The 24,880-nt window shown below is 67.5% G+C and carries 18 protein-coding genes; 8 read left to right on the top strand and 10 right to left on the bottom strand.

The window, feature by feature from the left end; translation table 11 throughout:
* The first annotated feature begins 17 nt into the window (after positions 1-17).
* Genes cysS through A5750_RS18075 form a run of 3 tightly spaced genes read left to right on the top strand, consistent with a single transcriptional unit; the run spans position 18 to position 3,349 of the window.
* Positions 18-1,436, top strand: coding sequence for a cysteine--tRNA ligase (gene cysS, locus A5750_RS18085; protein WP_067264644.1), 1,419 nt, complete (start codon positions 18-20; stop codon positions 1,434-1,436).
* Positions 1,437-2,369 carry a 23S rRNA (guanosine(2251)-2'-O)-methyltransferase RlmB gene (gene rlmB, locus A5750_RS18080; RefSeq protein WP_066955427.1) on the top strand — a complete coding sequence of 311 codons (933 nt, stop codon included), beginning with the start codon at positions 1,437-1,439 and terminating at the stop codon, positions 2,367-2,369.
* Between the two features lie 5 nt (positions 2,370-2,374).
* A complete protein-coding gene (locus A5750_RS18075; RefSeq protein WP_231989243.1) occupies positions 2,375-3,349 on the top strand; it encodes a glycerophosphodiester phosphodiesterase in 975 nt (324 codons plus the stop codon).
* A gap of 2 nt (positions 3,350-3,351) precedes the next feature.
* Here A5750_RS18075 and A5750_RS18070 read toward each other — a convergent pair whose 3' ends face one another.
* Positions 3,352-4,749: an NAD(P)/FAD-dependent oxidoreductase gene (locus A5750_RS18070; protein ID WP_067264641.1), complete on the bottom strand. Its 1,398-nt coding sequence runs from the start codon at positions 4,747-4,749 to the stop codon at positions 3,352-3,354.
* A gap of 247 nt (positions 4,750-4,996) precedes the next feature.
* Here A5750_RS18070 and A5750_RS18065 point away from each other — a divergent pair, with 247 nt between their 5' ends.
* The 5 genes from A5750_RS18065 (at position 4,997) to A5750_RS18045 (ending at position 13,965) form a co-directional block, all read left to right on the top strand.
* Positions 4,997-8,191 carry an adenylate/guanylate cyclase domain-containing protein gene (locus A5750_RS18065; RefSeq protein WP_067264639.1) on the top strand — a complete coding sequence of 1,065 codons (3,195 nt, stop codon included), beginning with the start codon at positions 4,997-4,999 and terminating at the stop codon, positions 8,189-8,191.
* 1 nt (position 8,192) lies between these two features.
* Positions 8,193-9,434: a glycosyltransferase gene (locus A5750_RS18060; RefSeq protein ID WP_067264638.1), complete on the top strand. Its 1,242-nt coding sequence runs from the start codon at positions 8,193-8,195 to the stop codon at positions 9,432-9,434.
* Positions 9,435-9,525: 91 nt separating this feature from the next.
* The gene (locus A5750_RS18055; protein WP_067264636.1) at positions 9,526-12,153 is read left to right on the top strand and encodes a LuxR C-terminal-related transcriptional regulator; all 2,628 of its coding nucleotides are present in this window, start codon (positions 9,526-9,528) and stop codon (positions 12,151-12,153) included.
* 88 nt (positions 12,154-12,241) lie between these two features.
* A complete protein-coding gene (locus A5750_RS18050; protein ID WP_067264633.1) occupies positions 12,242-13,657 on the top strand; it encodes a cytochrome P450 in 1,416 nt (471 codons plus the stop codon).
* The gene (locus A5750_RS18045) at positions 13,654-13,965 is read left to right on the top strand and encodes a DUF3303 domain-containing protein (protein ID WP_066955410.1); all 312 of its coding nucleotides are present in this window, start codon (positions 13,654-13,656) and stop codon (positions 13,963-13,965) included. Before A5750_RS18050 ends, A5750_RS18045 begins: the two co-directional genes overlap by 4 nt.
* Positions 13,966-14,060: 95 nt before the next feature.
* Here A5750_RS18045 and A5750_RS18040 read toward each other — a convergent pair whose 3' ends face one another.
* The 9 genes from A5750_RS18040 to A5750_RS18000 form a co-directional block, all read right to left on the bottom strand.
* Complete coding sequence (locus A5750_RS18040; protein WP_066955407.1) at positions 14,061-14,903, bottom strand: alpha/beta fold hydrolase; 843 nt, start codon at positions 14,901-14,903, stop codon at positions 14,061-14,063.
* A 115-nt stretch (positions 14,904-15,018) separates the two neighbouring features.
* Entirely contained in the window at positions 15,019-18,189 is a 3,171-nt protein-coding gene (locus A5750_RS18035; protein ID WP_067264631.1) for an adenylate/guanylate cyclase domain-containing protein, read from the bottom strand.
* A gap of 227 nt (positions 18,190-18,416) precedes the next feature.
* Complete coding sequence (locus A5750_RS18030) at positions 18,417-19,658, bottom strand: SLC13 family permease (RefSeq protein ID WP_067264701.1); 1,242 nt, start codon at positions 19,656-19,658, stop codon at positions 18,417-18,419.
* Positions 19,659-19,663: 5 nt separating this feature from the next.
* Entirely contained in the window at positions 19,664-20,581 is a 918-nt protein-coding gene (locus A5750_RS18025; protein WP_067264628.1) for an MBL fold metallo-hydrolase, read from the bottom strand.
* The gene (locus A5750_RS18020) at positions 20,581-21,339 is read right to left on the bottom strand and encodes a LamB/YcsF family protein (protein WP_067264625.1); all 759 of its coding nucleotides are present in this window, start codon (positions 21,337-21,339) and stop codon (positions 20,581-20,583) included. Before A5750_RS18020 ends, A5750_RS18025 begins: the two co-directional genes overlap by 1 nt.
* Before the next feature lie 58 nt (positions 21,340-21,397).
* On the bottom strand, positions 21,398-22,108 hold the full coding sequence (locus A5750_RS18015) for a sensor domain-containing protein (RefSeq protein WP_231989242.1): 711 nt from the start codon (positions 22,106-22,108) through the stop codon (positions 21,398-21,400).
* A 31-nt stretch (positions 22,109-22,139) separates the two neighbouring features.
* Positions 22,140-23,000: a metal ABC transporter permease gene (locus A5750_RS18010; protein ID WP_066955395.1), complete on the bottom strand. Its 861-nt coding sequence runs from the start codon at positions 22,998-23,000 to the stop codon at positions 22,140-22,142.
* The gene (locus A5750_RS18005) at positions 22,997-23,821 is read right to left on the bottom strand and encodes a metal ABC transporter ATP-binding protein (RefSeq protein WP_066955392.1); all 825 of its coding nucleotides are present in this window, start codon (positions 23,819-23,821) and stop codon (positions 22,997-22,999) included. Before A5750_RS18005 ends, A5750_RS18010 begins: the two co-directional genes overlap by 4 nt.
* Complete coding sequence (locus A5750_RS18000) at positions 23,818-24,759, bottom strand: metal ABC transporter solute-binding protein, Zn/Mn family (RefSeq protein ID WP_067264622.1); 942 nt, start codon at positions 24,757-24,759, stop codon at positions 23,818-23,820. The genes A5750_RS18005 and A5750_RS18000 overlap by 4 nt, the downstream gene beginning before the upstream one ends.
* Positions 24,760-24,880: the final 121 nt, after the last annotated feature.

The raw sequence follows: 24,880 nt of genomic DNA, 5'->3' as shown, positions 1-24,880 counted from the left end.
CGGTAAGCTGGCACGTCGTGACCGATCGCGCCCGCTTGCGGCTACACGACACGGCGGCCGGTGCCGTGCGTGATTTCGTTCCGCTGCGCGAGGGCCACGTCTCCATCTACCTGTGTGGCGCCACCGTTCAGGGTTTGCCGCACATCGGCCATGTCCGCAGCGGCGTGGCCTTCGACATCCTGCGCCGCTGGCTGATGGCGCGCGGCTGCGACGTCGCCTTCATTCGCAACGTGACCGACATCGACGACAAGATCCTCAACAAGGCCGCCGCCGCCGACCGGCCGTGGTGGGAGTGGGCGGCCACCTACGAGCGCGCGTTCAGCGCCGCCTACGACGCTCTGGACGTCTTGCCGCCGTCGGCCGAGCCACGCGCCACCGGGCACATCACCCAGATGGTCGAATTGATGGACCGCCTGATCGAAACCGGCCACGCGTACCCGGCGGGCGGCGACGTGTACTTCGACGTGCTCAGCTACCCGGAGTACGGCCAGCTCTCCGGTCACAAGATCGACGACGTCCATCAGGGCGAAGGCGTGGCCACCTGCAAGCGGGATCAACGCGACTTCACGCTGTGGAAGGCCGCCAAGCCCGGCGAGCCGTCGTGGCCCACACCCTGGGGGCGCGGACGCCCGGGCTGGCACCTGGAATGCTCCGCGATGGCCCGCACCTACCTGGGGCCGGAGTTCGACATCCATTGCGGCGGGATGGACTTGGTCTTCCCGCACCACGAGAACGAGATCGCGCAGAGCCGCGCCGCCGGTGACGGATTCGCCCGCTACTGGCTGCACAATGGCTGGGTCACCATGGGCGGCGAGAAGATGAGCAAGTCGCTGGGCAACGTGCTGGCCATCCCGGCGCTGTTGCAGCGGGTGCGACCGGCGGAGCTGCGCTACTACCTGGGCAGCGCGCACTACCGCTCGATGCTGGAATTCTCCGACACCGCACTGCAGGACGCGGTGAAAGCCTATGTGGGCGTTGAGGAATTCCTGCACCGCGTCCGCATTCGCGTCGGTGCCGTCCAGCCCGGCGAATGGACCCCGCGGTTCGCCGAGGCGCTCGACGACGACTTGGCGGTTCCGGCCGCGCTGGCCGAGGTGCACCACGCCCGGGCCGAGGGCAACCGCGCCCTCGACACCGGCGACCACGACGGCGCGTTGCAGCAAGCCCGCGCGATCCGCACCATGATGGGCATCTTGGGCTGCGACCCGCTCGACGAGCGCTGGGAAACCCGCGACGAGACGACGGCCGCGCTGGCCGCGGTCGAGGTGTTGGTGCGGGCCGAACTGGAAAGCCGGGAAAAGGCTCGCGAGCAACGCAATTGGGCGCTCGCCGACGAGATCAGGGATCGCCTGAAACTCGCCGGCATCGACGTCACCGACACCGCGGACGGGCCGCAGTGGGAGCTGTTGGCCCGCGAAGAAAAGCGCGACAACTAGATGGCCGGCAACTCGCGGCGCCGCGGGGCAATACGCAAAGCGGGCAGCAAGAAGGGACCCACCGTGGGTTCGGGCGGCCAGCGTCGCCGCGCGCTCGAGGGCCGCGGTCCCACACCGCCGGCGCACCTGCGTCCGAACCATCCCGCAGCCAAACGCGCCCAGTCGCCGCCGCGGCGGCCGGCCAAGCGCGCCACCGACGAGACGGAGACGGTGCTCGGCCGCAACCCGGTGCTCGAGTGCCTGCGGGCCGGCGTGCCGGCGACGGCGTTGTACGTGGCGCTGGGCACCGAGGCCGACGAGCGGGTCACCGAAAGCGTGACCCGCGCAGCGGATGCGGGCATTTCGATCCTCGAGGTGCCGCGTGCCGACCTGGACCGGATGACGAGCAACCACCTGCATCAGGGCATCGCACTACAGGTGCCGCCGTACGACTATGCCCACCCCGACGACCTGCTGACCACCGCGATCAACTCACCGCCCGCCCTGCTGGTCGCGCTGGACAACATCTCCGATCCGCGCAACCTCGGTGCGATCGTGCGTTCGGTCGCGGCGTTCGGCGGCCACGGTGTGCTGATCCCGCAGCGACGCTCGGCGTCTGTGACGGCGGTGGCCTGGCGCACCAGTGCCGGGGCCGCGGCGCGCATCCCGGTGGCACGGGCCACCAATCTGACCAGAACGCTTAAAGATTGGGCCGACCGAGGCATCCGGGTGATCGGCCTGGACGCCGACGGTGACACCGTCGTCGACGACATCGACGGCGCCGACCCGCTGGTGGTGGTCGTCGGATCGGAAGGCAAAGGGCTGTCGCGACTTGTCCGGCAGAACTGCGACGAGGTGGTGTCCATCCCGATGGCCGGGCACGCCGAATCGCTGAACGCCTCGGTGGCCGCCGGGGTGGTGCTCGCTGAAATCGCGCGCCAGCGCAGGGCTTAGCTCCGGTGCGCCGGCGGCCCGTGCGCCTCGGTGCCGCGCTGGCGCTACTCGTTGTGCTGGCGCCCGCGGCCGGCGCCCAAACCCCCGAATTCGACCTGCAGGCTCACCGCGGCGGGCGTGGGGAGACGACGGAGGAGTCGTTGCGGGCCTTCACGAAATCACTCGAGTTGGGGGTCAGCACACTTGAACTCGACATCAACATCACCAGAGACGGGCAACCGCTGGTGTGGCACGATCCGACGATCGACGCCGAAAAATGCGCCGACACCGGGCCCGCCTTCGCCGGCGATCCGCAGTATCCCTACGTCGGCAAGTTGGTGCACGAACTCACCCTGAACCAGATTCGCACGCTGGACTGCGGGCGGCGGCTGGTCGAATTTCCCGATGCTGAAGTTGTGCGGGGCAACAAGATAGCCGTCCTGGCGGAGGTGTTTGCGCTGGCCGATTCCTACCATGCGGCCGTGCGCTACAACGTCGAGACGAAGGTGGCAGCCGACAAGCCCGGCACCTCGGCCGACCCCCAACAGTTTGTCGACGTGATACTGGCGGCGGTCAGGTCGGCCGGCAAGGTCGGCCGCGTGGAGATCCAGAGCTTCGATTGGCGGACCTTGCCCATGGTGCGCCGGGAAGAGCCGTCAATTCCGTTGGTGGCGTTGTACAACGAGGACACCTGGGTGCCGGACTCGCCGTGGCTGGCCGGGGCGAACGCCACCGCCATCGGCGATCCGATGATCGGGGCGAAGCTGGTGGGCGCGGACATCATCTCGCCCAGGTACCAGCTGGTAGCCGGCCAGCCGTATGTCGATCGCGCACATGCGTTGGGGCTGAAGGTGATCCCGTGGACAGTCGACGATGCGGCCGCGATGCGCGAACAGATCGCCGACGGCGTCGACGGCATCATCACCGACTACCCGACCCGGTTGCGGGGCGTGTTGGCCGATCTCGGGATGCCGCTGCCGCCGGCCTACCACCGGGGTTAGCGTCAGCGCGGCGCTTCCACCAGAACGTCGGCGGGCGCGATATCGGCATCGATGCCGGGTCGGCGCGCGCGGGCAGCACGCCAGATCATGTTCGGGCGCAACAGTCGCGTCGCGGGGTCGACGAGGGAGGTCACTCTGATGAACTGATTCAGCGCTGCGGTGTCGCTTTCGGCCGCGGTGAGCACCCGATCGACGTACTTGTTGAACAGCCGAGCGACGAGCGGTGCGGTGCCGTGGATTTCGGGCAGGGCAAGGTCGGGGTTGGTCGATAGGTGCCAGGCTTGGCGGATCGGTGCTGCCGCGGCTCGGAAGTAGCGCCGCGCCAAATCGTCAGTACCGGCAGATAGGCAGTCGCGCAGCGCCAACGCCTCGAGCGCGGCGACCGTCATGCCCTGGCCGTAGACCGGGTTGAAGCTGCAGATCGCGTCTCCGATGACCAGCAGGCCCTCGGGGAAGCGCCGCAGCTTGTCGTAGCGGCGCCATCGACTGCATGGCGTCCGGTGCCGCACCGGTTCCCCGATGGGTTCGGCGGCTCGCACCGCGGCGAGCAGGTGGGCCGGCGCGCAGTCCGCCACGAAATCACACATCTCCGCAAGGTCGAGCGACGCCGGTTCCTGGCCGGCCACCCCCATCACCGTGAGCAGCCAGGTGTCGTCCTCGCAGTGCAACAGGCCGCAACCTCTCGGCCTGCCGGGCACGATACCGATGAGGAAGCCGAGCTCCCGCGGCGCTTCCGCCGTCATGCGCAGCGCCTGGCTCGCGTAGGTCAGCTGGACGTCGACGCGATCCTCATGCGGGCGGTCGTACCCCAAGTCGTCCAGCCAGGTCGGGGTGCGGGCGGCGCGCCCGGTGGCATCGACGACCAACTCGGCGGGCAGCGTGGTGGGCTCGCCGGTGCGGCCGCAGACCACCCGCACTCCCGTGACGCGGTGGCGATCCTGTGTCGATACCGGGCCCAGGATCACGTGTTCGTCGAGCAGGGTGACGTTGGGAATCTCGCGCAGCCGCGTGCGGACATGGTCTTCGAGAAAGGGCCGTGTCGCGCTGTACGCGGTCAGCCCCGTGGCGCTGCCGCGCCGCGCCATCAGATGCCCGCCGACGTTGTAGTAGAGCTCGGAGAGATCCTGGCCGTCGAAGTGATGCGCGCCGTCGAGAACCATCTCGTCGAGGACGCCGGGGAACATCCCCTCGATCACCTGTGCTCCCCGGGCCAACAGAGCGTGCAGGTGCCGTCCCTGCGGCACGCCCCGGCGGGCGGCGTGGGCATCGGGCAGCGGGTCACGCTCCACGACCGTCACCGTGTCGAAGAAGTCGGCTAGCGATCGCGCGGCCAGCAAACCGGCCATGCTCGCCCCCAACACCACCGCGTGACTGCCGATCTTGGCCTCTTTGTCGGACATCGCACACCGCCTTCGCTCACCGATAGCTGACAAAAGTCATGCTCACCGGCCGCCGTCGGAGGGGATAGCGTAGTCGGCTACGCCACTTGCGGGTGCCGAGTCAGCCGTCGTCCTGCAAAGCGCGGCGGAGTCCGACCAGCTTCTGGGCAACTCCAGCGAGCAGGTTTCGCGGATATGTGCCGCCCGCGGGGCGCTATGGGCGATCATGGGGATCACGCAAGGGCTTTACGGCGCAGGAGATCGGTGGATGGTTAGTCCGGTCAGCGAGGCCACCGGCCGATGTGGGCTGTGCGGCAACGACCTGCGCGCCAAGGCGCGCTTCTGCGATGTCTGCGGCGCTCCAGTCGTCCCAAGACCGGCCAGCGGCGAACGCAAACAAGTAACCGTGCTGTTCGCCGACGTCGTCGGCTCAATGAAGCTTGCGGCGGCCCTCGACGCGGAACTGCTCCAAGAGATCATGAACGAGATGTTCAACCGTGCGGCGGCCGTGGTTCAGCGCTATCACGGGACCGTCGATAAGTTCACCGGTGACGGCTTGATGGCGCTGTTCGGTGCCCCGGTGGCCCTGGAGGATCATGCGCTGCGGGCGTGCATTTCCGCTCTGGAGATCCAATCGGTCACCAAAGAGCTTGCCGCCGAGGTGCTTCGCCGTGCCGGCGCCACCTTGCAGGTGCGAGTCGGGCTGAACTCGGGGGCAGTGATCGCCGGCGAAATAGGTTCAGGCCAAGGAAGATACACCGCGGTCGGCCACCCCGTCGGAATGGCACAACGCATGGAGGCCGCCGCCCCTCCGGGTGGAGTCATGTGCTCGCTTTCCACGGCACGCCTCGTCGAGGAAGCGGCCCGGCTCGGTCCCGTCGAAGACATTTTCGTCAAGGGTGCCGACGCACCCGTGCCCGCGCGACAACTCCTCGCCATGGAATCCGAGCGGATGGTGTTGGGCCGCCAGGAAGGCCTGATGCTGGGCCGCGATGCGGAGATGCGCCGGCTGCAAACCCTGTTCGCCGCCCATTCCGGCTGCCTCGTTGGGATTGTCGGTCGCCCCGGGCTGGGCAAGAGCCGCCTGCTCAGGGAGTTCACGACGATCGCCGCAAGTCAAGGCGCCGACATCGTCGTCGCCCGCTGCGAAGCGCACACCAGCACGGTTGCGTTCCGGGCGTTGTCGCGCCTGCTGCGCGCCATGTTCAAGTTGGAAGGCCTTAGCGCAAGCGAGGCCCGCGAACGCACGAGCATGCAATACGCAGATTTGCTTGGACGGGACTCCGCCGACGCCCAAATCCTGTTCGAGGCCATGGGCATCGCCGACACCATGGCCCCTCACCTGCAGGTCAGCGCCGAAGCGAGGCGCCGACGGCTGATCGAAATCCTGGCGCATGCCGTTCGGGCACGCTCCACTTCGACGGTGTTTGCACTGGAGGACGCCCATTGGATCGATCAGCCCAGCGACGACGTCCTCGCTGATTTCGCGAGCACCCTCGACGGGACGACGTCGATGTTCGTCATGACCTACCGGCCAGAATTCCGTGGCGCGCTACGCAATCGATCGAACCAGACGGTGACGCTGCAGCCACTGACCGAATCGACGTCCGTCCGCCTTGTCCGCCAGCTCCTCGGGGGCGACCAGTCGCTGGGTGGCCTGGGCGAACGAATTGCAGCCGCGGTGGCCGGCAATCCCTTCTTCGCCGAGGAGATCGTTCGCGACCTTGCGGGCCGCGGCGTGCTCTCGGGCGGTCGCGGTGCCTACCGCCTGACGGGTGATGCCGACGAAATCGCCGTTCCGGCCACGGTGCAAGCGGTGCTTGCCGCCCGCATCGATCGGTTGCCCGCGACCACGAAGTCGATCCTCAACGCCGCGGCGGTGATCGGTAACCACTTCGACGTGGACGCACTGCACGCTCTGCTGCCGGAGAGCGCATCCACGAGCCTGGCCGAGCTGGTGTCGGCCGAGCTGATCGATCAGATCGAATTCGTTCCGCGCCAACGGTATTGCTTCCACCATCCGCTGGTGCGCACGGTCGCCTACGAGTCACAACTGAGCGCCGTCCGCGTGCAGGCCCACCGCCGGCTGGCCGCCGCGATCGAGGCGCGCGACGCGGGTGCCGTCGACGACAACGCGGCATTAATCGCAACCCACCTGGAGTCGGGCGGCGAACTCGTCCAGGCCTACCATTGGCATCTGCGTGCGGCGGAACGGCTTCGGCCGCGCGATATCCGCGCCGCCCGCGCGGAATGGGAGAGTGCGCGCCGCATCGCAGATGGGCTGTCCGACGACCACGAGGACGTGACCGCGATGCGAATCGCGCCGCGCGCCATGCTGATCTCTACGGCGCTTTACGTGAGCGACGCCGATGGCGCCGACGGTCTCTACGAAGAGCTTCGCGGTCTCAGCACGCAGGCCACCGACCTGACACCGCTCGCGCTCGCGACCGCCGGACTCATCTGGTCGTTCAGTATCAACGACATTCGGGTTCCCGAGGCCCTGGCGCTGGCATCGGAGCTCGAAGACATGGTCAGCGGCATTGTGTGCGATGCGGCGACCAGGGCCATAATCCTCAATTCGTTAGCATTCATCCGGTTTGCCAACTGCGAATTCGACGCCGCGCTAAGGGTCATTGACGCGATACTGACACTGGCTGGGGATGTGCCCGCGAACGAAACGGTTGCGGCGCAAATTCTTCGCGGAATCATCGGCATGTGCCTCGGCGACTGCAGTAAGGGCAAGCGGGATTTCCGGGAGGGCCTTGAACAAGCACATACGCTCGGCCCCCTCAACTACGCGACCATGTCGCATTACGCGGGAACAGTTGCGGTGCTGGGTCTGTGCAGGGGCGACGATTTGGTCGACGAGACGCGTGAGGCGTTGCGATGCGGGGAATCGCTGGGCGACGTCAGCGGCATCATCGCCACACTGTGGGCCCATGGATCGGCCCTGCTGCGCACGGAGAACACGTCGCGCGACGAGGCCATCGATCTGCTTGACCGCGCCCGCGTCCTGATCGAGGAGCACAAGCTGCATCACATCGGGATGACGAGCATTGCCGCCGATCTGGCGGTCGATGCCGCCCGCAGAGGACGGATCCACGAAGCGATAGACGATCTTCGCCCCACGTTCTTGCGGCACTCCGAGAGCGGCAGTCCAGTGTTCGTCGGCTGTACGGCCGAGGCGCTCATCGAACTGCTCGTTGAGCGAGGATCCGTCGAAGACCTCCGCGAAGCCCGCGACATCGTCGGTCGGTGGCACGTTCGGCGGCCTGGCATCGCGGCTACGGATCTGTGGTGGCTGAAATCCCGCGCGCTGCTGGCCCGGGCGGAAGGCCGCCCGGACCAGTACGCCGAACTGTCGAAGGCTTACCTCGAGTCATGCAACAAGCTCGATGCCCGCGGGCGGCAGCCCGAGGCACGCCGGATGGTCGATGAATCCCTTGCACTGCGGCGGGGCTGAAGTGGCGACGATCCTGGCGTACACCTCGCCCGCGCTGGGGCACCTATTGCCGATGAGCGCGCTGTTATCGGAGCTGTCGAGCCGTGGGCACGGGATTTATGTGCGGACACTCTCAAGCGGTGTAGACATCGGGCGAAAGCTCGGCTTCACGGCGGATGCGATCGATCCGCGCATCGAGGCGATCGAGCTCGGGGACAGCGAGGTGACGGCCAATCCTCTGGTCGCCCTCAAGCGTGGAGTTGCGAGCTTTGGCCGGCGTGCCGTGCACGAAGTCGCCGATCTCGGGGACGCGATAGCGCGGGTTGGTCCAGATGCACTGCTCGTCGACGTGAACTGCTGGGGGGCGCTGTCGGCGGCCGAAACCGGTGAGATCCCCTGGGCATGTTTCGTGCCGTACACGCCGCCACTGCGGTCGCCCGGCGTGCCACCGTTCGGCCCGGGTCTCAGGCCGATGTCGGGCGCGTTGGGCCGGTTGCGCGATGCCGCCGTGCGCATCGCGGTGGAGGGTCCGCTGCAGCGGGTGATGCTCCCACCGATCAACGGGATTCGTGCGGATCTCGAATTGCGGTCGGTCGCGTCGATGGACGAGTTCTTGCGCCGCGCACCGCTGCTGCTGGTCGCCAGCGGCAAGCCGTTCCAGTACCCGCAAACGGATTGGGGTGATGGGGTGCAGCTGATCGGTCCATGCGTGGTCGACCCCGGGCCGCACACCGTCCCCGATTGGCTGGCCTCAATCGACCAGCCGATAGTGCTGGTCACCACGTCATCGGAGAAACAAGCGGACACCAACCTGATCCGGACCGCGCTCGCCGCACTGAAGGACGAGCCGGTGCATGTGGTCGCGACCTTGCCCGCCGGGCGACCGGACGAAGTAGCGTCGACGCGCAACGCAACCGTGCTGCAATTCATCCCGCACGGCTTGGTGCTGGACCGGGCGGTGTGTGCCGTGACGCACGGCGGGATGGGCGCAACTCAAAAGGCGCTCGCCCGTGGCATACCGGTGTGCGTCGTTCCATACGGTCGCGACCAGCTCGAGGTTGCGCGGCGCGTCGAGGTGGCCCAGTGCGGTACCCGCCTGCCGGCAAAGAAACTCACACCGTCGCGGCTGCGCACCAAAGTGCGGGAAGCGATGACGATGACCCACGGTGCGAAACGGGTGGCGGCCGGATTCAAGGCCACCGGCGGGACGGCCCGCGGCGCGGATCTCTTCGAGCAGCGCCTCCTCGGCACCAACGTCAGCTGACTTCAGCAAAGGGTCTACGGGGTATAAATCGGTGCCACGAAACGTCGAGAAAGCCGCCCGCGTGACACCGCCGCACCGCTATAGTCGCCGCGTGATCAGCGGAGAGCCGTTGACCGGGCGTGACACTGAATTAGCGATCATTCGCCGCGCATTGAACGGGGCTGGCAAGCACTCCGGCGTAGTGATCGCCGGAGCCGCCGGTGTGGGCAAGACCAGGCTGGCCCGCGAAGTGCTCCGCTGCGCCGAGGCGTCCGGTGAGCGGACAAAGTGGATCGTCGGCACAGAGTCGGCTTGTGCGCTACCGCTGGGGGCGTTCATCGGGGCGCTCGGCGATGCGATGTCGGATCCACTGGCAAACGTGCGCCGAGTGATCGATTCGTTTGTCGCGCAACAGCATCGGGCTCGTGTGATGGTCGGAATCGATGACGCTCACCTGCTCGACGGGTTGTCCGCCCTTGTTGTTCACCAGTTGGCGCAGTCGGGCGGGGCCCGGCTGGTGGTAACGCTACGAACCGGCGGTGCGGAGCCCGACGCCGTGACGGCGTTGTGGAAGGACGGGCTGCTGGCGCGCATCGATCTCGAACCGCTTTCCGCCGGCGCAACACGCCAACTGATCGAGAGCACGCTTGGCGGTCCAGTCGACGCCCGAAGTGCGGCGAGGTTCCGGAAGCTGACCGGGGGAAATACCTTGTTCCTCCAGCAGCTACTAAGCGATCAGATAGCGGCCGGGCGGATGCGCAAATTGGCCGGGGTGTGGATGTGGGACGGCGACGTCGCGGTCTCGGCGAGCCTGTCGGACACCGTCGCGCGCCAGATGGGTCGGCTCAGCCCGGGAGTGGCACTCGTGGTAGACACGCTGTCGCAGTGCGAGCCGTTGGCCGTCGATGCGCTGTGCGATTTGGCGCGCCGGCGCGACCTGACGGTCGCCGAGAGCATGGGTCTGGTGAACGTCGAGCGCTCCGGTGGCGGCCTGACGGCCAGGCTGGCGCACCCGCTGTTCGGTGAGCTGCGCCGCGCGAGCGCCGGCGAGATGTATCTGTCGGGAATCAGGGGCAGGCTGGTGACCCGGCTGACCAAAGACGGTGACGCCGACATGCAGGCGACCGTGCGGCGCGCGCTGCTGAGGCTCCAATCGGACCTTGATCCCGACCCCGACCTTTATCTGGAGTCGGCGCGGCACGCCATGACGCTGCTGGATCTGGATCTGGCTGACCGGTTCGCCACTGCGGCTTCGCAAGCCGGGGCACCCGGAGCGGCCGGGGTGCTGGCAATGAACCTGGTGCTGCTCGGACGTGGCGAGGAGGCCGAGACCGAATTGCGCGACATGGCTGGCACCGTTTTGGCTGACGGCCATCACTGGGCGACGGTGCGGGCCGCCAACCTGGCCTGGATGCTCGGTAACCCGCAAGCCGCTGCGGCGATCCTGGACGGTCTCGCCGCGAGCCCCGAGACCCCGGCACAGGCGGCGGAGCGTCTGGCCGTCCAGGCCTGCCTGGACGCGATGTCCGCGCGCTGCGCGCTTGCGGCCGAACGGGCCCGGGCCGCATTGAGTTTCGAAGCCCTACCAGGCTTTCACGCGATGATGGCATCGCTTGCGCTGATCATGGCGATGGGTGCGCTGGGGGAGGTCGATGAGCTCGCGGACGTGGCCGAGCAGGCGCTGCGGCGCACGACGACGTCGTTCCAGGCGTCCCATATGCGGTTTTGGTTCGGGGCTGTTTACGGTCGTGCCTGCCGATTGACCGGGCGCATCGACGAATTCGTCACCACGGCAGAGCAACTGGCCGACTCCGCCCGCGACATTCCGGGTCTGGCGTATGCGAACCTGGCGCTCCTGCTGGGGAACGCCGAACTGGTGCGCGGTGCCGTCGCCGAGGCGGCCCGACTGGTGCACGAAGCGCTTGCCGGGGTGGAAAAACACTCCGTCACAACGGGTTTGCGCGCGGCGAGCTACTTCGCCCTGGCTGAGGCCCACGCCAAGCTCGGACAACCCACCGAGGCCAACGACGCTGTAGCTGGGGCGCGGTCGTGTGTGCCGCCTGACTTTTTGTTCATGCACACCGCCCTGTCGCTGGCTAGCGGTTGGGCGTTGGCAGCAAGCGGTCGTCTCAGCGAGGCCGTGACGAGCGCCCACCAGGCTGCTCAGCTTGCCCGCGAGCGCGGCCAGCCCACCCATGAGCTGGCCTGCATACAGGTCGCGGCCCAATGGGGCGACGCCTCACAGGCGGTGCGGGCACGCGAGCTAGCCGCGGCGTTGTCGCTGCCGCTGGCCAACGCTGTTGCCCTGCATGCGGAAAGCCTGCTCTCAGGTGATGGCGAAGGCCTGCTGGAGGCGTCGGCAGCGTACCGGCAGATCGGTGATCGGGCCGCGGCCGCTGACGCGGCGGCGCAGGCTTCGGTCGCGTTCAACGAAAGCCAGCAGCACAGGCGCGGACTGTATGCCGCGGCGTTGGCCAAGGAGTTGGCCCAAAAATGTGGCGGTTTATGCACGCCGGCGCTGCGCACGCCGACGGGCCTTAAGTTGTCGGGCCGCCAGCGCGATGTCGTCGAGCTCGTCGTGGCCGGCCTCTCAAACCGCCAGATCGCCGAGAATTTGGTGATGTCGGTGCGCACTGTAGAAGGACACGTCTACCGGGCGTGCCAGCGGGTTGGGGCTCAATCACGCGAGGCGTTGGCGTCGATCGTCAGATCCGGGCCGGGTGACTGCGGGACGGGCTGAGCCCAAATACTCGCGAAGTCGAGTAGCCGACTACGCATGTGAACGCACCTGATTCGGCAATACCGTGCCATTCGACAAAGGAGTCGGCATGGTCGAGATGCTCGAACAATCTGAAGTCAGGCCGCGCTCGCTGGCGCCGAAGAACCCGCTCCCGTATTGGCGGCAGGTTAAGGCGGTGCGGTCTTATGTCGACGGCATGCAAGCGCTGGTGGACGCCGGCGGCCCCATCACCCGGCTCGTGCTCGGTCCGAAGTGGCTGTTACCGAACGTGGTATTGATTGCCAGCCCGCAAGGCGCGCGTGATCTGTTGGGCCGCACCGACGAGATCGCCGACCGGGGCCGTACCCGCACCATGGTGGAGCTGCTCGCGCTGATGGGGGGCAACTTACTCGACCTTCCGCACGACCGCTGGCTACCGCGACGACGCGCGCTGCAGCCGATGTTCACCAAGCGACGGGTGGCCGGCTATTCGGGACACATGGCCGCGGCGGCGCAATCCGTCGCCGACGGTTGGCGAGGCGGCGCGCTCTTGGACCTCGATACGGAGTGCCGCAAGCTGACCCTGCGCGCACTGGGGCGCTCGGTGCTCGGGGTTGACCTCGATGAGCGCGCCGACGAAGTGGGTCGTGCATTGCGCGCTTCACTGACATGGGTTGCCGACCGCGCGGCTCGGCCGGTGAACCCGCCGCGGTGGCTGCCCACCAGAGGCCAGCGCGCCGCTCGCCGGGCCAACGACACCCTGCACCAGCTGGCGGCCGAGATTCTGAACGCGGTTCGTGTCGACCCCGATCTAGATGCCCCCTTAGTGCGCGCCCTCATCGAGGCGATCGATCCAGAGACCGACCGGCCGTTGTCCGACGATGAGATCTGCCACGAGCTGGTGCTGTTCATGCTCGCCGGCCACGACACCACTTCGACCACCCTGACCTACGCGTTGTGGTCGTTGGGGCGCCACCGCGACATCCAGGAGCAGGTCCGCGCGGAGGTCTCCGCGCTGGGTGAGCGGGCGCTGACCCCAGACGATGTGCCCGAGCTCACCCTGACCGTGCGCGTGTTGCACGAAGCGCTGCGGTTGTGTCCGCCCGCGGCGGGAACGATGCGCTGCCCCACCCGCGACATCGTCGTGGACGGCCATCGGGTCGAGGCCGAAACCATGGCGCTGGTGAGCTTTTACGCGCTGCACCGCGACCCCGCGCTATGGGAGGACCCGCTGCGTTTCGACCCGGACCGGTTCCTTCCGGAACGGTCGAGAGGTCGAAGCCGTTGGCAGTACCTCCCCTTCGGCGGCGGTCCGCGGTCATGCGTCGGCGACCACTTCGCGATGCTGGAGGCCACACTCGCACTCGCGACGATGATTCGCGCGGCCGAGATCGAATCGCTCGACGAAGACTTCCCGCTGGCAACACCGTTCACGGTGGTTGCCGCCGCGCCCATCCGCGCCCGTGTCCGTGCGCGGACCCCAGGCCCCGTCAAAACCAACGAAATCCCAAGGAGGATGCAATGAAGTATGTACTGGCGTGGACCTACCGTGTGAGCGGCTCGGCAGCCGAGAACGAAGAGTCCTTGCGGCGCGGGTTGGCCGTGTTCTCGAAGTGGACGCAGCCTCAGAGCTCGACGTATCACCAGTTCCTTGGTCGAGTGGATGGCAGTGGCGGTTTCGCCGTGGTGGAAACCGACAACCCGGCCGACTTGGCGGACACCACAAGCAAATTCGCCATGATCGCCGAATACCAGATCTATCCCGTCGTCGACATGGCCCAAGCTGCTCAGGCGCTGCAGGAAGGCGTGGAGTTCAGAGATTCGATCAGCTGAACGCCAGCCGCCACAGTGGTGGCGGTTACCAGGCGAGCAGACGCAGACTCGCTCAAACCCCGGGGCTGCGTCTGCTCGCGCTCCTAGACACCAGATCAGAGTGACCCGGTTGCGACGTAATCCCGCGGGTCGCGCCAGAACGCCCTAATGATCTCCACCAGTTCGTCGACCTGCGTCATGATCGGGGCCACATGGCCCTCACCGCATAGCTCGACGGCTCGCGCGGCAGGCATCTGAGCCACCGCGTTGTGGATCTGTGCGACCGGAAGGATCGGGTCCGCGGTCGTCACCATCATCACGGTCGGAGTGTCGATGCGTGGTAGCAGGGGATCAAGACCCGGCCTGTTCAACATGATCGACTTCATGGCGCGATGCATGCCGGCTCGGGGCGCGCCGCGGAATGCCTGCATCACGGCGGCGGCGTCATCGGGCTGCGACCGCATGAATTCCTTGCCGAGGATGGCGACTGCAACCGCATTCGTGAGCGGGGGAGCGGCACCGACGTAGCGATAGGCCCACACCATCGGCACGATCGTCATCCGTTCGCGGCGGCTGAGCGCTTGCACCGGGGTAGAGATCGTCGCCACGCTGCGGCACCAGTCCGGTGAACTGGCGGCCAGCGTGAGCCCGACGTGGCCTCCCCATGCGTTACCTAACCAGTCGACGGGCTTTTGCACACCCAAGGCGTCGAGTACCTCGGTAGCCGCCTTGGCACAATCGTCGAGATCGAAATCTGCTGTCGGATAACCACTTTTCCCGTGGCCAGGGCCATCGATCAGGACTAGGCGTCGGTCTTCTCGAAGCAGCCCGCGTAGCCGCGACCAGGAGCGGGAATCGACGAACAGGCTGTGCCACAGCACCGCAACAGATCCTTCACCTTCGACTTCGACGTGTAGGCGCCCGAGAACGGTATCGATCATGAGCTCGGAAAGCGGCATCTACCACCCCTAATAGCTCCAAGAACAGGAGTTCCGGTTCGTAGCATCAACCAGGCATGCGGCTTTGCGGTTGGTCTCATGTCTGTGTCCAACTGGATGCCAACCCGGGCTGTGGTCATGTCATCGCCTCTGCAATCGCCATATGCCCTTCGAAGCCAAGGTCATTGGCCATCGCGCAATACCGGTTCGCGAATGATCGGTATCCAGCGTCGTTGCCGCGAGCCTGAGCCAGCAGGGCACGAAGTCTCAGCAGGGGCAGTTCGTGCAGCACGAAGCCCGGGTCGACCGGAACCGCCGCTAACGTCTCGATAGCCGCAGCGGCCTCGGTGATGTCGGACTCGGTGCCTCGCCCGAGCAGTGATTCCACCAGCACCGTGACGGCAGGCCCACGAGAGGTCATGTCCCCTGAGGTGAATCTGAAGTCCACAGCATCGCGTGCCAACGCAATCGCTACATCGAGGTCGCCTACTCTGGCCTTTTCCTTCGCGATATCGGTGTCAACGAGCCGCAGCCACCACGCTGACAGGTCGTTCTGCGACGAGTCCTCGCCGAACGAGTTGAGCAGCTTCAAGCCAGCTGCCCGCTGACCCGGCCGGCGAACGAGTATGAGGCCGCGAATTATTCGCGCGCGATCCGCTGCGTAGTCGTCACCGGAACGCTTGGCCATCTCCAGCACTTCGGCGGTCTCCTGGACGGCCATCTGATCGGGTAGTACGGCACCATTGAGAACAGGAAAGCCGTACTTCCAAAAAAGGGACGTGGAGTAGTTCAACGTGTCCCCCGACGCCCGGCCCATCGAGGCTGCCTCGTCGAGGTCGTCACGAAAGCCGGGCAGTCCATGGCACAGTCGGTTCAGTCCACGAAACGCCAATGCGAGAGCCACCGGAACCCTGAGGATCGTGCTTGGCCTGGTCGGATCACCACCGGACGCATCGACGGCCAACTGGGCCAACCGCAATCCTTCGACGACCTCACCGGCTTGATACTTGGCATTGCTTGCTGCGCAGATGACATCGAGAACCAGCGCCGGCTCAACGCGCGTCTCGATTAATCTGGCGCATTCCGATGCGCCAGCAGCCGCCTCGCGAAACTTGTTGTGAAGCAACAACATCATCAGCATGCCGGCCGTTCCGCGCGCCAGCGACAGATCATCTCCAACAGCGGTGCAGAGCTGACGAAGTTCGTCAAATCCGGCTTCCTCGAGACTGATACCGAGTCTCCAGCTGTTACCGCAAATCAGCATTCGCGGTGCTATCCGCATCGCGGACCCGTCGGGCTCGTTGACGGGAAGGCGGTCGGCAACGTCGCGAGCCCGCTGCCAACTCGTATACACAGCCCGCACATCGCGGGACTGGGCCCATGCGCCGGCACGCATGTGCCAATTCCACGCCGCGCTGAGGTCTCCAGCCGCCTCGAGATGCTCAGCAATAAGCGCTGCGTTCGCGTCGCACGATTTCGGATCGCGTTCTTCGATCGCCGTGGCCAGGTTGCGGTGCAGCCGAGAGCGATCCGCCTTGAGTTGAGATTCGTAGGCCACCGTGCGGATCAGCGGATGCCGAAAGGCGTATTCCTGTCCGGGTGTGACCCCGACCTGGTCGATGAGTTCAGCTTCGACCAGGTCTCGTAGCTCGATGCCTTCCGCGATGCCGGCGAGCAGGTCCGACTCGAATCGGAGTCCGATGACCGCCGCGGCGTTCAACGAGCGTTTTCCCGCCGCACCGAGGCGATCGATGCGGGCGGCTATGGCAGCTTGCAGCGAGGCCGGGACACGCAGGTCCGTGGGGTGGTGTTGCGACACATAAGCGCCAGGCTCGCCGCCCACCACTCCCCGCTCGGCCAGGTCACGCACGATCTCTTCGGCGAAGAACGGATTGCCCGCGGCGCGTTGAGTAACTTGCTCGACGAACTCGTTGACCGATGGATCTGACCCGAGCAATTCGTTAACAAGTTCCGTGGAAGCGGAATCCCGAAGCGGCGAAAGCGAAATGGGATGTGAGCCCGGCAACCGGTCCAGCGGCCCGTGATACTCCGGCCGGTAAGTGATAAACAAAAGCACGCGCGTCAGCGGCACTGCTTTAGCGAACTCGGTGAACATCGCCTCGCTGATCTGATCGATCCAATGCGCGTCCTCGATCACGAAAATCGCCGGAGACGTCCGAGCGACCGCGGCCGCATTGAGCAATGACGTCAACCGGCGCGTGCGCGCGGCGGGATGAACGACCGGCAACGAGGCGCCGGGATCAGAGACGCCGAGCAGATCGTCCAGCAACAACAGGTCTTCAGGATCAGCCTCCGGCAGGCTGGCGCGAATCCTTGCGCGCGCCGCATCCGGTCCGAGGCCACCGATCGAAAACACATCCCGGATGAGTCGAGTCGCTACGTGGAATGGGATGTCGCTGGTGTGGGATTCACAGTAGGTCGTGTAGACCTCGACGCCGCGCTCGGTCGCAATCGCGGTTGTCTCGAGCACTAACCGACTTTTGCCGATCCCAGGCGGTCCTACCAGCCGGACCACGCGGCCGTTGCCGTCTTTCGCCTGATCGAGTAACCCGGCGAGGGTGCCGAGCTCCATGTCGCGACCCACCAGCTTCGACCGCCACCTGGCTGGGTGCCTGGTTTCCGTGATTGGTGCGAGCAGCCGGCGTGCGCCCACTGGTGTGCTGAAACCCTTGATGCACACTGCCTCAAGCTCACCCAACAATACGGAGGCCTCGACGAGCCGCGCGGTCGACTCGCTAAGCATCACCCCGCCGGGTGGCGCCACGGATTCCATGCGTTGCGCCATTCCGACTTCCTGCCCGACAGCCGTGTAACCGGCAGGGTCCGAGCCCATCTTGCCCGCAATCACCTCACCGGAATTGAGCCCGACTCGCAGCTCCAGCGTCACGCCATCCCCGTGGTCCACCTCGGCTGCCAGGCGCTCCACCTCCCGCTGGATGTCCACCGCGGCCAGGCAGGCGCGTAATGCGTGGTCTTCCAACGCAGCCGGTGCCCCAAAGATCGCCATGATCCCGTCGCCCGTGAACTTGTCCACCGTCCCGCCGTAGCGCTGCACCGCCGCCGAGGACCGGACAACCAATTCGGACATGATCTCGCGCAACCGCTCTGTACCTACCGCTGCGGCGATGTCCATCGAGTGCACCACATCGGCGAACAACACCGTCACCTGCTTGTACTCGGCGCGGGTGTCCGACCCGGTCAACGGCGACCCGCAGGCGTCGCAGAATTTCGCATTCTGGCGCAGTTCTGTGCCGCATGCCACGCATGCCACTTCAGCAGCCGTCATGCCAGCACCGCCCATCCGGGTCCCGACTCCCCGATGCGCAAAGAATAGGGTCTTTACCAGCAAAGAAGAGCGATATTGACACAGCGTTAAGTGGCGGCGGTGTCAGGGGCGGCTTTTGTGCCAGCTGCGGCGTCCGCTGACCTGGGGATCTTCAATCTGTCTCACGGGCGCCCCCTTGCACCAACCGCGCGCGGAGGCCCGGGAGCAGCTCGGGCATACCACCGGGGTTAAACGCCGAGCACCCGCGCCGACACCCAGAGCGCGACGACCGCGACCACCAGCGACACGGGCACGGTGCACAGCCCGAGGCGGGTGTATTCCCCGACTCCGGCGTCCACATCGTGCTGGCGAAGCACGCGCCGCCACAACAGGTTCGACAGTGACCCGACGTAGGTCAGGTTGGGTCCGATGTTGACCCCGAGCAGGACGGCCAGGATCGCGACCGGTCCGCTCGGCGCGACCAGTGGCAGCAGCACCAGGGTGGCGGGCAGGTTGTTCACGACGTTGGCCAGCACCGCGGCCAACGCGGCGATGGCGAGCAGTGCGGGCAGCGTCGAACCGGCCGGCAGCACTGCCGACATCGCTTTGTCCATGCCGTTGAGCATGACCGCCCGCACGACGACGCCCAGCGCGAGCACGAACACCAGGAACGACACGTGCGCCGAGCGCGCGATGTCCACCACCGACGTGTGCCCGCGGCTAAGGCTGCGCACGGCCAGGGCCGCGGCGCCGGCGAGCGCCACCCAGGCGGGGGCCACCCCGATGGACTGGGCGACCGCGAAGCCGGCCAGCGTCAGCCCGACCACCGCCAACACGAACACCGGCGGCCGCGGCGCCGGCCCGGGTTGCTCAGGGTGCGGCTGCACGCGCAGGTCGGCGGCGAAAAACCAGCGGAATACTGCATACAGCGTGACCACCGCGCCCACCCACGGCAACGCCATCAACAAGGTGAACCGCGTGAACGAAAGGCCGGCGGTGTGAAACGCCAACAGGTTGGTCAGGTTGGACACCGGCAGCAGCAGGGAAGCGCCGTTGGCCAGGTGCGCGGTGGCAAAGGCGTAGGGCCGCACCGGGGTTCGCAGCCGGCGGACGCCGGCCAGCACGACCGGGGTCAGCAACACCACCGCGGTGTCCAGGCTCAGAACCGCGGTGATCATGGCGGCGATGGCGAAAACCCGCAGCAGCAGGCCGCGCGACCCGACGCGTCCGCGCGTCATCGCCGCACCCGCCGCCTCGAACAGGCCCTCGTCGTCGCACAGCTTGGCCAGCACCAGCACCGCGCCCAGGAAGCCGACCACCCCCGAAAGACCGGCCACCTCCTCGAACGCCTGATGCACCGATATGGCGCCCACCGCGATCAGGACGAGGGCCGCGGGGACCGCCGCCGCCGCCTCCGGCCAGCCCCTCGGGCGCACGACGGCGAAGGCCAGGACGGCAGCGAGCAGCACCAGCGCAAGGGTCAGGTTCAATGTATTCAGGCCCAGGGGTTTTCGCGCCGCCACACCGTCGGCAGGTGCAGCGCGACACCGTCTGCTGCGGCCAACTCGTCGAGGATGCGGATCGAGGAGTCCAGGTCATCGCCCGCATAGGGCAAGGCCCGCAGCGGCTTTGACAGCGGCCGGAAGAAGTCGTCCCAGTGAATGAGGATCACCCGGCGCGCGCCCACCGCGCGCACGGTCTCGGTCCAGTAGTCGACCAGGTACGGCTTCGGTTGCAGACCCAGCTGTCCGGCGCTCAGATAGACGGCTTCGGCGCGGTGGCCCGCCAGCGCGCCCTTGACGAAACCGGCGCTGCCCTGGATCAGCAGCCGCCGGCCCGACGGACGGTGGTGCACCAGCGTCGACCAGGCCTCCCCGCAGCGATAGGCGGACGCCCTGACCGGCGGGGTCACCGGCGCCTCGATCACGCCGGGAAACCGGTCCGGCGGGCAGTGATGCGATTCGACCAGCGTCACGTCAAAGGCGCCCAACGCAATCGGCTCGCCGCTCGCGGCGACGACGAGCCGGTCCTCGGGCAGTCCGTATCCGCGCCCGACATTGGCCGCCGACCGGCCGCCGACCAGTCGTGCACCGGTGCGGTCGGCGACCAACGCGGAATCCAGCACGTGGTCGATGTGCGTGTGCACCGGGATCACGGCCTCCAGCCGGGACACCTTGGCCCGGGCCAGGCAACCATCCACGCGGGCCGGCGACGGCGCCACCCTGCCGGTCGCCACCCGCGCGAGGCCCGGTCGGGAGAAGTAGCCGTCGGTCAGCAGCGCCGACGACCCGTCGTCAATGAGCAACGTCGCCACGCCCATCCACGTCACCGACAGGGATCCGGGTTCGGCGCCAGGCGCGTCGAACCGATCCGCATACCGGCCGATGTCGGGCCGGCCGAGTTTCAGCCGCATCAGCCGAACGCCCCGATCTCGACGCCGGCGGCCGCGAGCCGGTCGCGGACGGCGGTCGCGATCTGCACCGCGCCGGGCGAATCGCCGTGCACGCAGACCGATTCCACGCTGACCGCGATCGGTGTGCCGTCAACGGCGGTGACCCGGCCGGAGGACACCATGGCCACTACGCGGTCGGCGATCGCCGCCGGGTCGTGCAGCACCGCGCCGGGTTCGCGGCGGGAGACCAACTGGCCGTCCGCGCGGTAGGCGCGGTCGGCGAAGGCCTCGGCCACCGTGCGCAGGCCGCGGCGCGAGGCCTGGTCGAAGAACGCCGAGCCCGCCATGCCCAGCACGGGCAGCGCCGGGTCCACCAGCCGCACCGCCTCCGCGACGGCGGCCGCCTGGTCGCGGTTGGACACGATCGTGTTGTACAGCGCGCCATGGGGTTTGACGTAGGACACCGCGGAACCCGATGCGTGCGCGACGGCCTGCAGCGCGCCGATCTGATACACCACATCGGCCACCAGGTCGTCGGCGGCGACGTCGATGAAGCGCCTGCCGAAACCGGCCAGGTCGCGGTAGCTCACCTGTGCCCCGACGCGGACGCCGCGCTCGGCGGCGGACCGGCAGACCCGTAACAATCCGGCTGGATCCCCGGCGTGGAACCCGCATGCCACGTTGGCGCTGGTGACGATCCGCAGCATGGCGTCGTCATCACCGAGGCGCCAGACGCCGAAGCCCTCGCCCAGGTCGGCGTTGAGGTCGATGCGGGCCACCCGCCCAGCTTATGGGGCGGCGCCAGTGCCATCCGGAGAGCCGGTCGTCTCCCCGTCGCTACCGGGTGACGACCGCGGCAGCGATCTGTTGGGCGACGTCGACCGCGGACGCACCGGGCAGGAAGGAGCCGCAGGCGGCCACGTCGATGACGATGTTGTTGCGCGCGGTGAGCGCGCGCTGGCACCGCCAGCCGTCCTCGCTGCCTACCTGCTCTTCGGACGTGCTGAGCGTGCCCCCGACCTGATGGGAATCGGCCACCGCCCACGCGATCTCGGGCTGGCCGGCGGGATGGTCGACGAAGCGGCGGTTGGCGCAGGCAGACCACCTCTTGACCGAGGCCTCGTAGAACGCGTTCGCCTGGCGGGCCGTGGGGTAGGCGATCACGGCTTGGTTGACGGAGTCGTTGCGCACCTTGGGGTCGTCGAAGCTGTCGTCCAGTCGCTCGCCGCGCACCGCGGTCCAGCCGGTGTCCGCATATACGGCCTGCTGGGCGGGCCCAGCCATCGCCAAGCAGCTCTTCTCGCTGAACGTCTGGGTGGAGTCCCACATCTCCTGGCTGCGATACCGGATCCGCATTCCCGCACCCAGGATGTCGTTGACCTTCCTGTCGTCGAGCAGCAGCCCGTCCAGGGCGGTGACGGCCACCGGGGCCTGCGTGAGCGGACCGCGGGTGTCCGCGGGCGCGGCGTTACCGCCGACGATGCTGGTGCAGCCGGCCGCGAGCGCACACACCGCCGCCTGCAGGAGGATTGGGAGTTGCCTACGCACCAGAGCCTTTCGGACGTCTGTGCCGACAAGCTTAGGAGGCAACTTCCCGCCGTCGTCCCAGCAGCCAGCAGAACAGATAGATCGCGAACGAAATCCCCGCGACGAAGACCGACACCGGGACACCCGGCGCCAGCGACAGCACGATGCCGCCGACGGCGGAAACCTCGGCGAAGACGACCGAGGCGACCATCGCCGCCGCCGGCGAGGCCACCACTCGGGCGGCCGCGGCCGCCGGCGTGATCAGCAACGACATCACCAGCAGCGCCCCGACGATCTGGACGGCCTGAGCGGCCACCACGCCGACCAGTGCGGCGAACACGATGCCCAGCGCGCGAACGGGCACGCCGCGGGCCGCGGCGACGTCGGGATCGACGGTGGCGAACAACAGCGGGCGGTAGCACGTCGCGATGACGGCGATGACGAGCAGGCATACCAGCGCCAGCATGCTCAGCCCGGTGTAGCCGACGCCGACTATCTGCCCGGTGAGCAGCGCGAAGCTAGTCGCGGTCCGGCCCGGATAGAGGTAAATGAACAGCACCGCCAGGCCCAGTCCGAAGGCCAGCACCACGCCGATGACCGAGTCGCGTTCGCGGGCCCGCCGTCCCAGAACGCCGAACAGCGCAGCCGCTAAAGCGCTGCCGACCAGTGCGCCCACCCCTACCTCGACGCCGACCAGCAGCGCGAAAGCCGCTCCCGTCAACGACAATTCGCTGGAACCATGCACGGCGAACGACATCTGACGCATCACGATGAACGGTCCGATCAACCCGGCCACCAGCCCCAGCAGCGCGGCCGCGAGCAGGGCCTGCTGGACGAAGTCGTGGCCGAGCAGGTGGGCGGTGACGTCGAAGTCGAGCAGGTGGGCCAGGACGCCGGTGAGCCGAGGGTTCACTGGTGGGCCCAGTCGGTCGGCTCGCCCACCACCACGTAGCGGTCTTTGACCTTCACCACCTGGATGTCGGCCCCATACAGCATGGACAGGGTCTCCGTGGTCATCACTTCTTCGACGGTGCCGATCCGGAATCGTCCGTCGACCAGATAGATCAACCGGTCCACGTAGGACAGGATCGGGTTGACGTCGTGGGTGACGACGATGACGGTGGTCGACGCATCGCGGCGGCGGCGGTCGATCAGGGCGGACACCAGCTTCGCGTTCGCCGGGTCCAGGGCCAGCAGCGGCTCGTCGCACAGCAGCAGCATCGGGTCGCTGACCAGCGCCTGCGCGATGCGAATCCGCTGTAGCTCGCCGCCCGACATCACCCCCACCCGGACGTCGGCCAGGTGTTCGGCGTTGACCTGTCGCAGCGCCTCGCGCACGGCCGCGCGCCGGCGGGCCCGGTCGGCGGATCTGCGTGGCACGCTGCCCCAACGATGTCCGTCGACGCCCAGCCGAACCAGGTCGCGTCCACGCAGCATCACGTCGTGGTCCATCGGTCGGTGTTGCGGCACGTAGCCGACGCGTCCGCTGCCCGAGGTCATCGGCTTTCCGTCCACCAGTGCGACCCCGGCGGACAGCGACAGCTGGCCCAGCAGCACCTTGAGCAGTGACGTCTTGCCGCTGCCGTTGGGACCGAGGACGGCGATGAACTCGCCGCGCGACACCGACAGGTCGAGGTGATCCCACAGCACGCGGTCACCGAACGCCAGCCGCGCCCCCCGCAGCGAGACGGTGTCCCGGTAGCGGTCGACGGCCGGAACCGCATCGAGGCTCACGGCTGTACTGACCGGCCGGACTGCAGCACCGTCAGCAGCTGGTTGACCGTGTTGCGCTGCCAGCTCAGGTAATCGGTCCCGTCGGGCAGCGTCTCGCTCACCTCGGTCACCGGCACGCCGGCGCGGCGCGCGGCGTCCCGCACGCCGTTGATCGCGGTGGTCGAGGTCTGCGGGTTGATCAGCACCGCCGACACCTGACGGTGGTCGATCAGGTCGAGGACGAAGGCCATGTCGGCCGGCGCGGGATCCGTTTCGTTCTCGTTGGCCGCGGTGAAGGCTTGCGGGGTGCGGTTGACCAGGCCGGACGCCGCCAGCAGGTAGTACGCGACAGGTTCGGTCGTGATGACCCCGGTGCCGGGGTAGGCGCTGGCGATGGCGTGTTCGGAGATGGCGATGCCGTCGGCGCCGCGGCAGAATTCGGCGGCGTTGGCGCGGTAGTCGGCGGCGTGGACCGGGTCGACGACGGCCATGCGGTCGGCGATGGCGAACGCGACCGATTTCGCGACGTCCAGGTTGTAGAACACGTGCTCGTTGGCCTGCTGCGCTGCGGTGCCGGAGTTTTTCAGGAACGCATAGGCGTCGATCGATTTCACGCCGGGATGCCCGGCCAGCACCTGGTCGACCCACGGGTCGTAACCGCCGCCGTTGTAGACGACCAGGCTGGCGTCGGTGATCGCGGCCGCGTCCGATGGACTGGCCTGGTAGGAGTGTGGGTCGGTGTCCCCGCCGGGCAGCAGGGTTGTGACCGCGACGCGACGGCCGGTGATGGCGCGGGCCACGCTGCCCCACACCCCGGTCGAGGCGACCACGGCGGTCGCGTGTGGATGCGCCGGGCTGGCGCAGCCGGTGGGCGCGGCGCCGGCAGCGAGCAGGAGCAGGACGGCAGGCAGCCAACGCGGTGCGTTGGCGGCCGCGCTTCGTCCCCGCTTGAGCGCCATGCGCACGTCCGATGTCCTCTCGCTGGCCGACTGGCCGACACATAATACTAATGAAAATCGTTTCCATTACAAAGTGACGAGTGGAAGCCGCTTAGGCGCGGGTGGGGATTCGCTGTAGCGT

The organism is Mycobacterium sp. 852002-51613_SCH5001154, from assembly GCF_001667425.1.
Taxonomy (GTDB): domain Bacteria; phylum Actinomycetota; class Actinomycetes; order Mycobacteriales; family Mycobacteriaceae; genus Mycobacterium.
The sequence above is the reverse complement of the archived record's forward strand: the minus strand, read 5'-3'. Positions and strand labels throughout refer to the sequence as shown.

Excerpts from the sequence above, each read along its gene's own strand:
- rlmB (WP_066955427.1), top strand. The coding sequence starts at position 1,437 with ATGGCCGGCAACTCGCGGCGCCGCGGGGCAATACGCAAAGCGGGCAGC.
- A5750_RS18070 (WP_067264641.1), bottom strand. The coding sequence starts at position 4,749 with ATGTCCGACAAAGAGGCCAAGATCGGCAGTCACGCGGTGGTGTTGGGG.
- A5750_RS18065 (WP_067264639.1), top strand. The coding sequence starts at position 4,997 with ATGGTTAGTCCGGTCAGCGAGGCCACCGGCCGATGTGGGCTGTGCGGC.
- A5750_RS18050 (WP_067264633.1), top strand. The coding sequence starts at position 12,242 with ATGGTCGAGATGCTCGAACAATCTGAAGTCAGGCCGCGCTCGCTGGCG.
- A5750_RS18045 (WP_066955410.1), top strand. The coding sequence starts at position 13,654 with ATGAAGTATGTACTGGCGTGGACCTACCGTGTGAGCGGCTCGGCAGCC.
- A5750_RS18040 (WP_066955407.1), bottom strand. The coding sequence starts at position 14,903 with ATGCCGCTTTCCGAGCTCATGATCGATACCGTTCTCGGGCGCCTACAC.
- A5750_RS18035 (WP_067264631.1), bottom strand. The coding sequence starts at position 18,189 with ATGACGGCTGCTGAAGTGGCATGCGTGGCATGCGGCACAGAACTGCGC.
- A5750_RS18025 (WP_067264628.1), bottom strand. The coding sequence starts at position 20,581 with ATGCGGCTGAAACTCGGCCGGCCCGACATCGGCCGGTATGCGGATCGG.
- A5750_RS18000 (WP_067264622.1), bottom strand. The coding sequence starts at position 24,759 with ATGGCGCTCAAGCGGGGACGAAGCGCGGCCGCCAACGCACCGCGTTGG.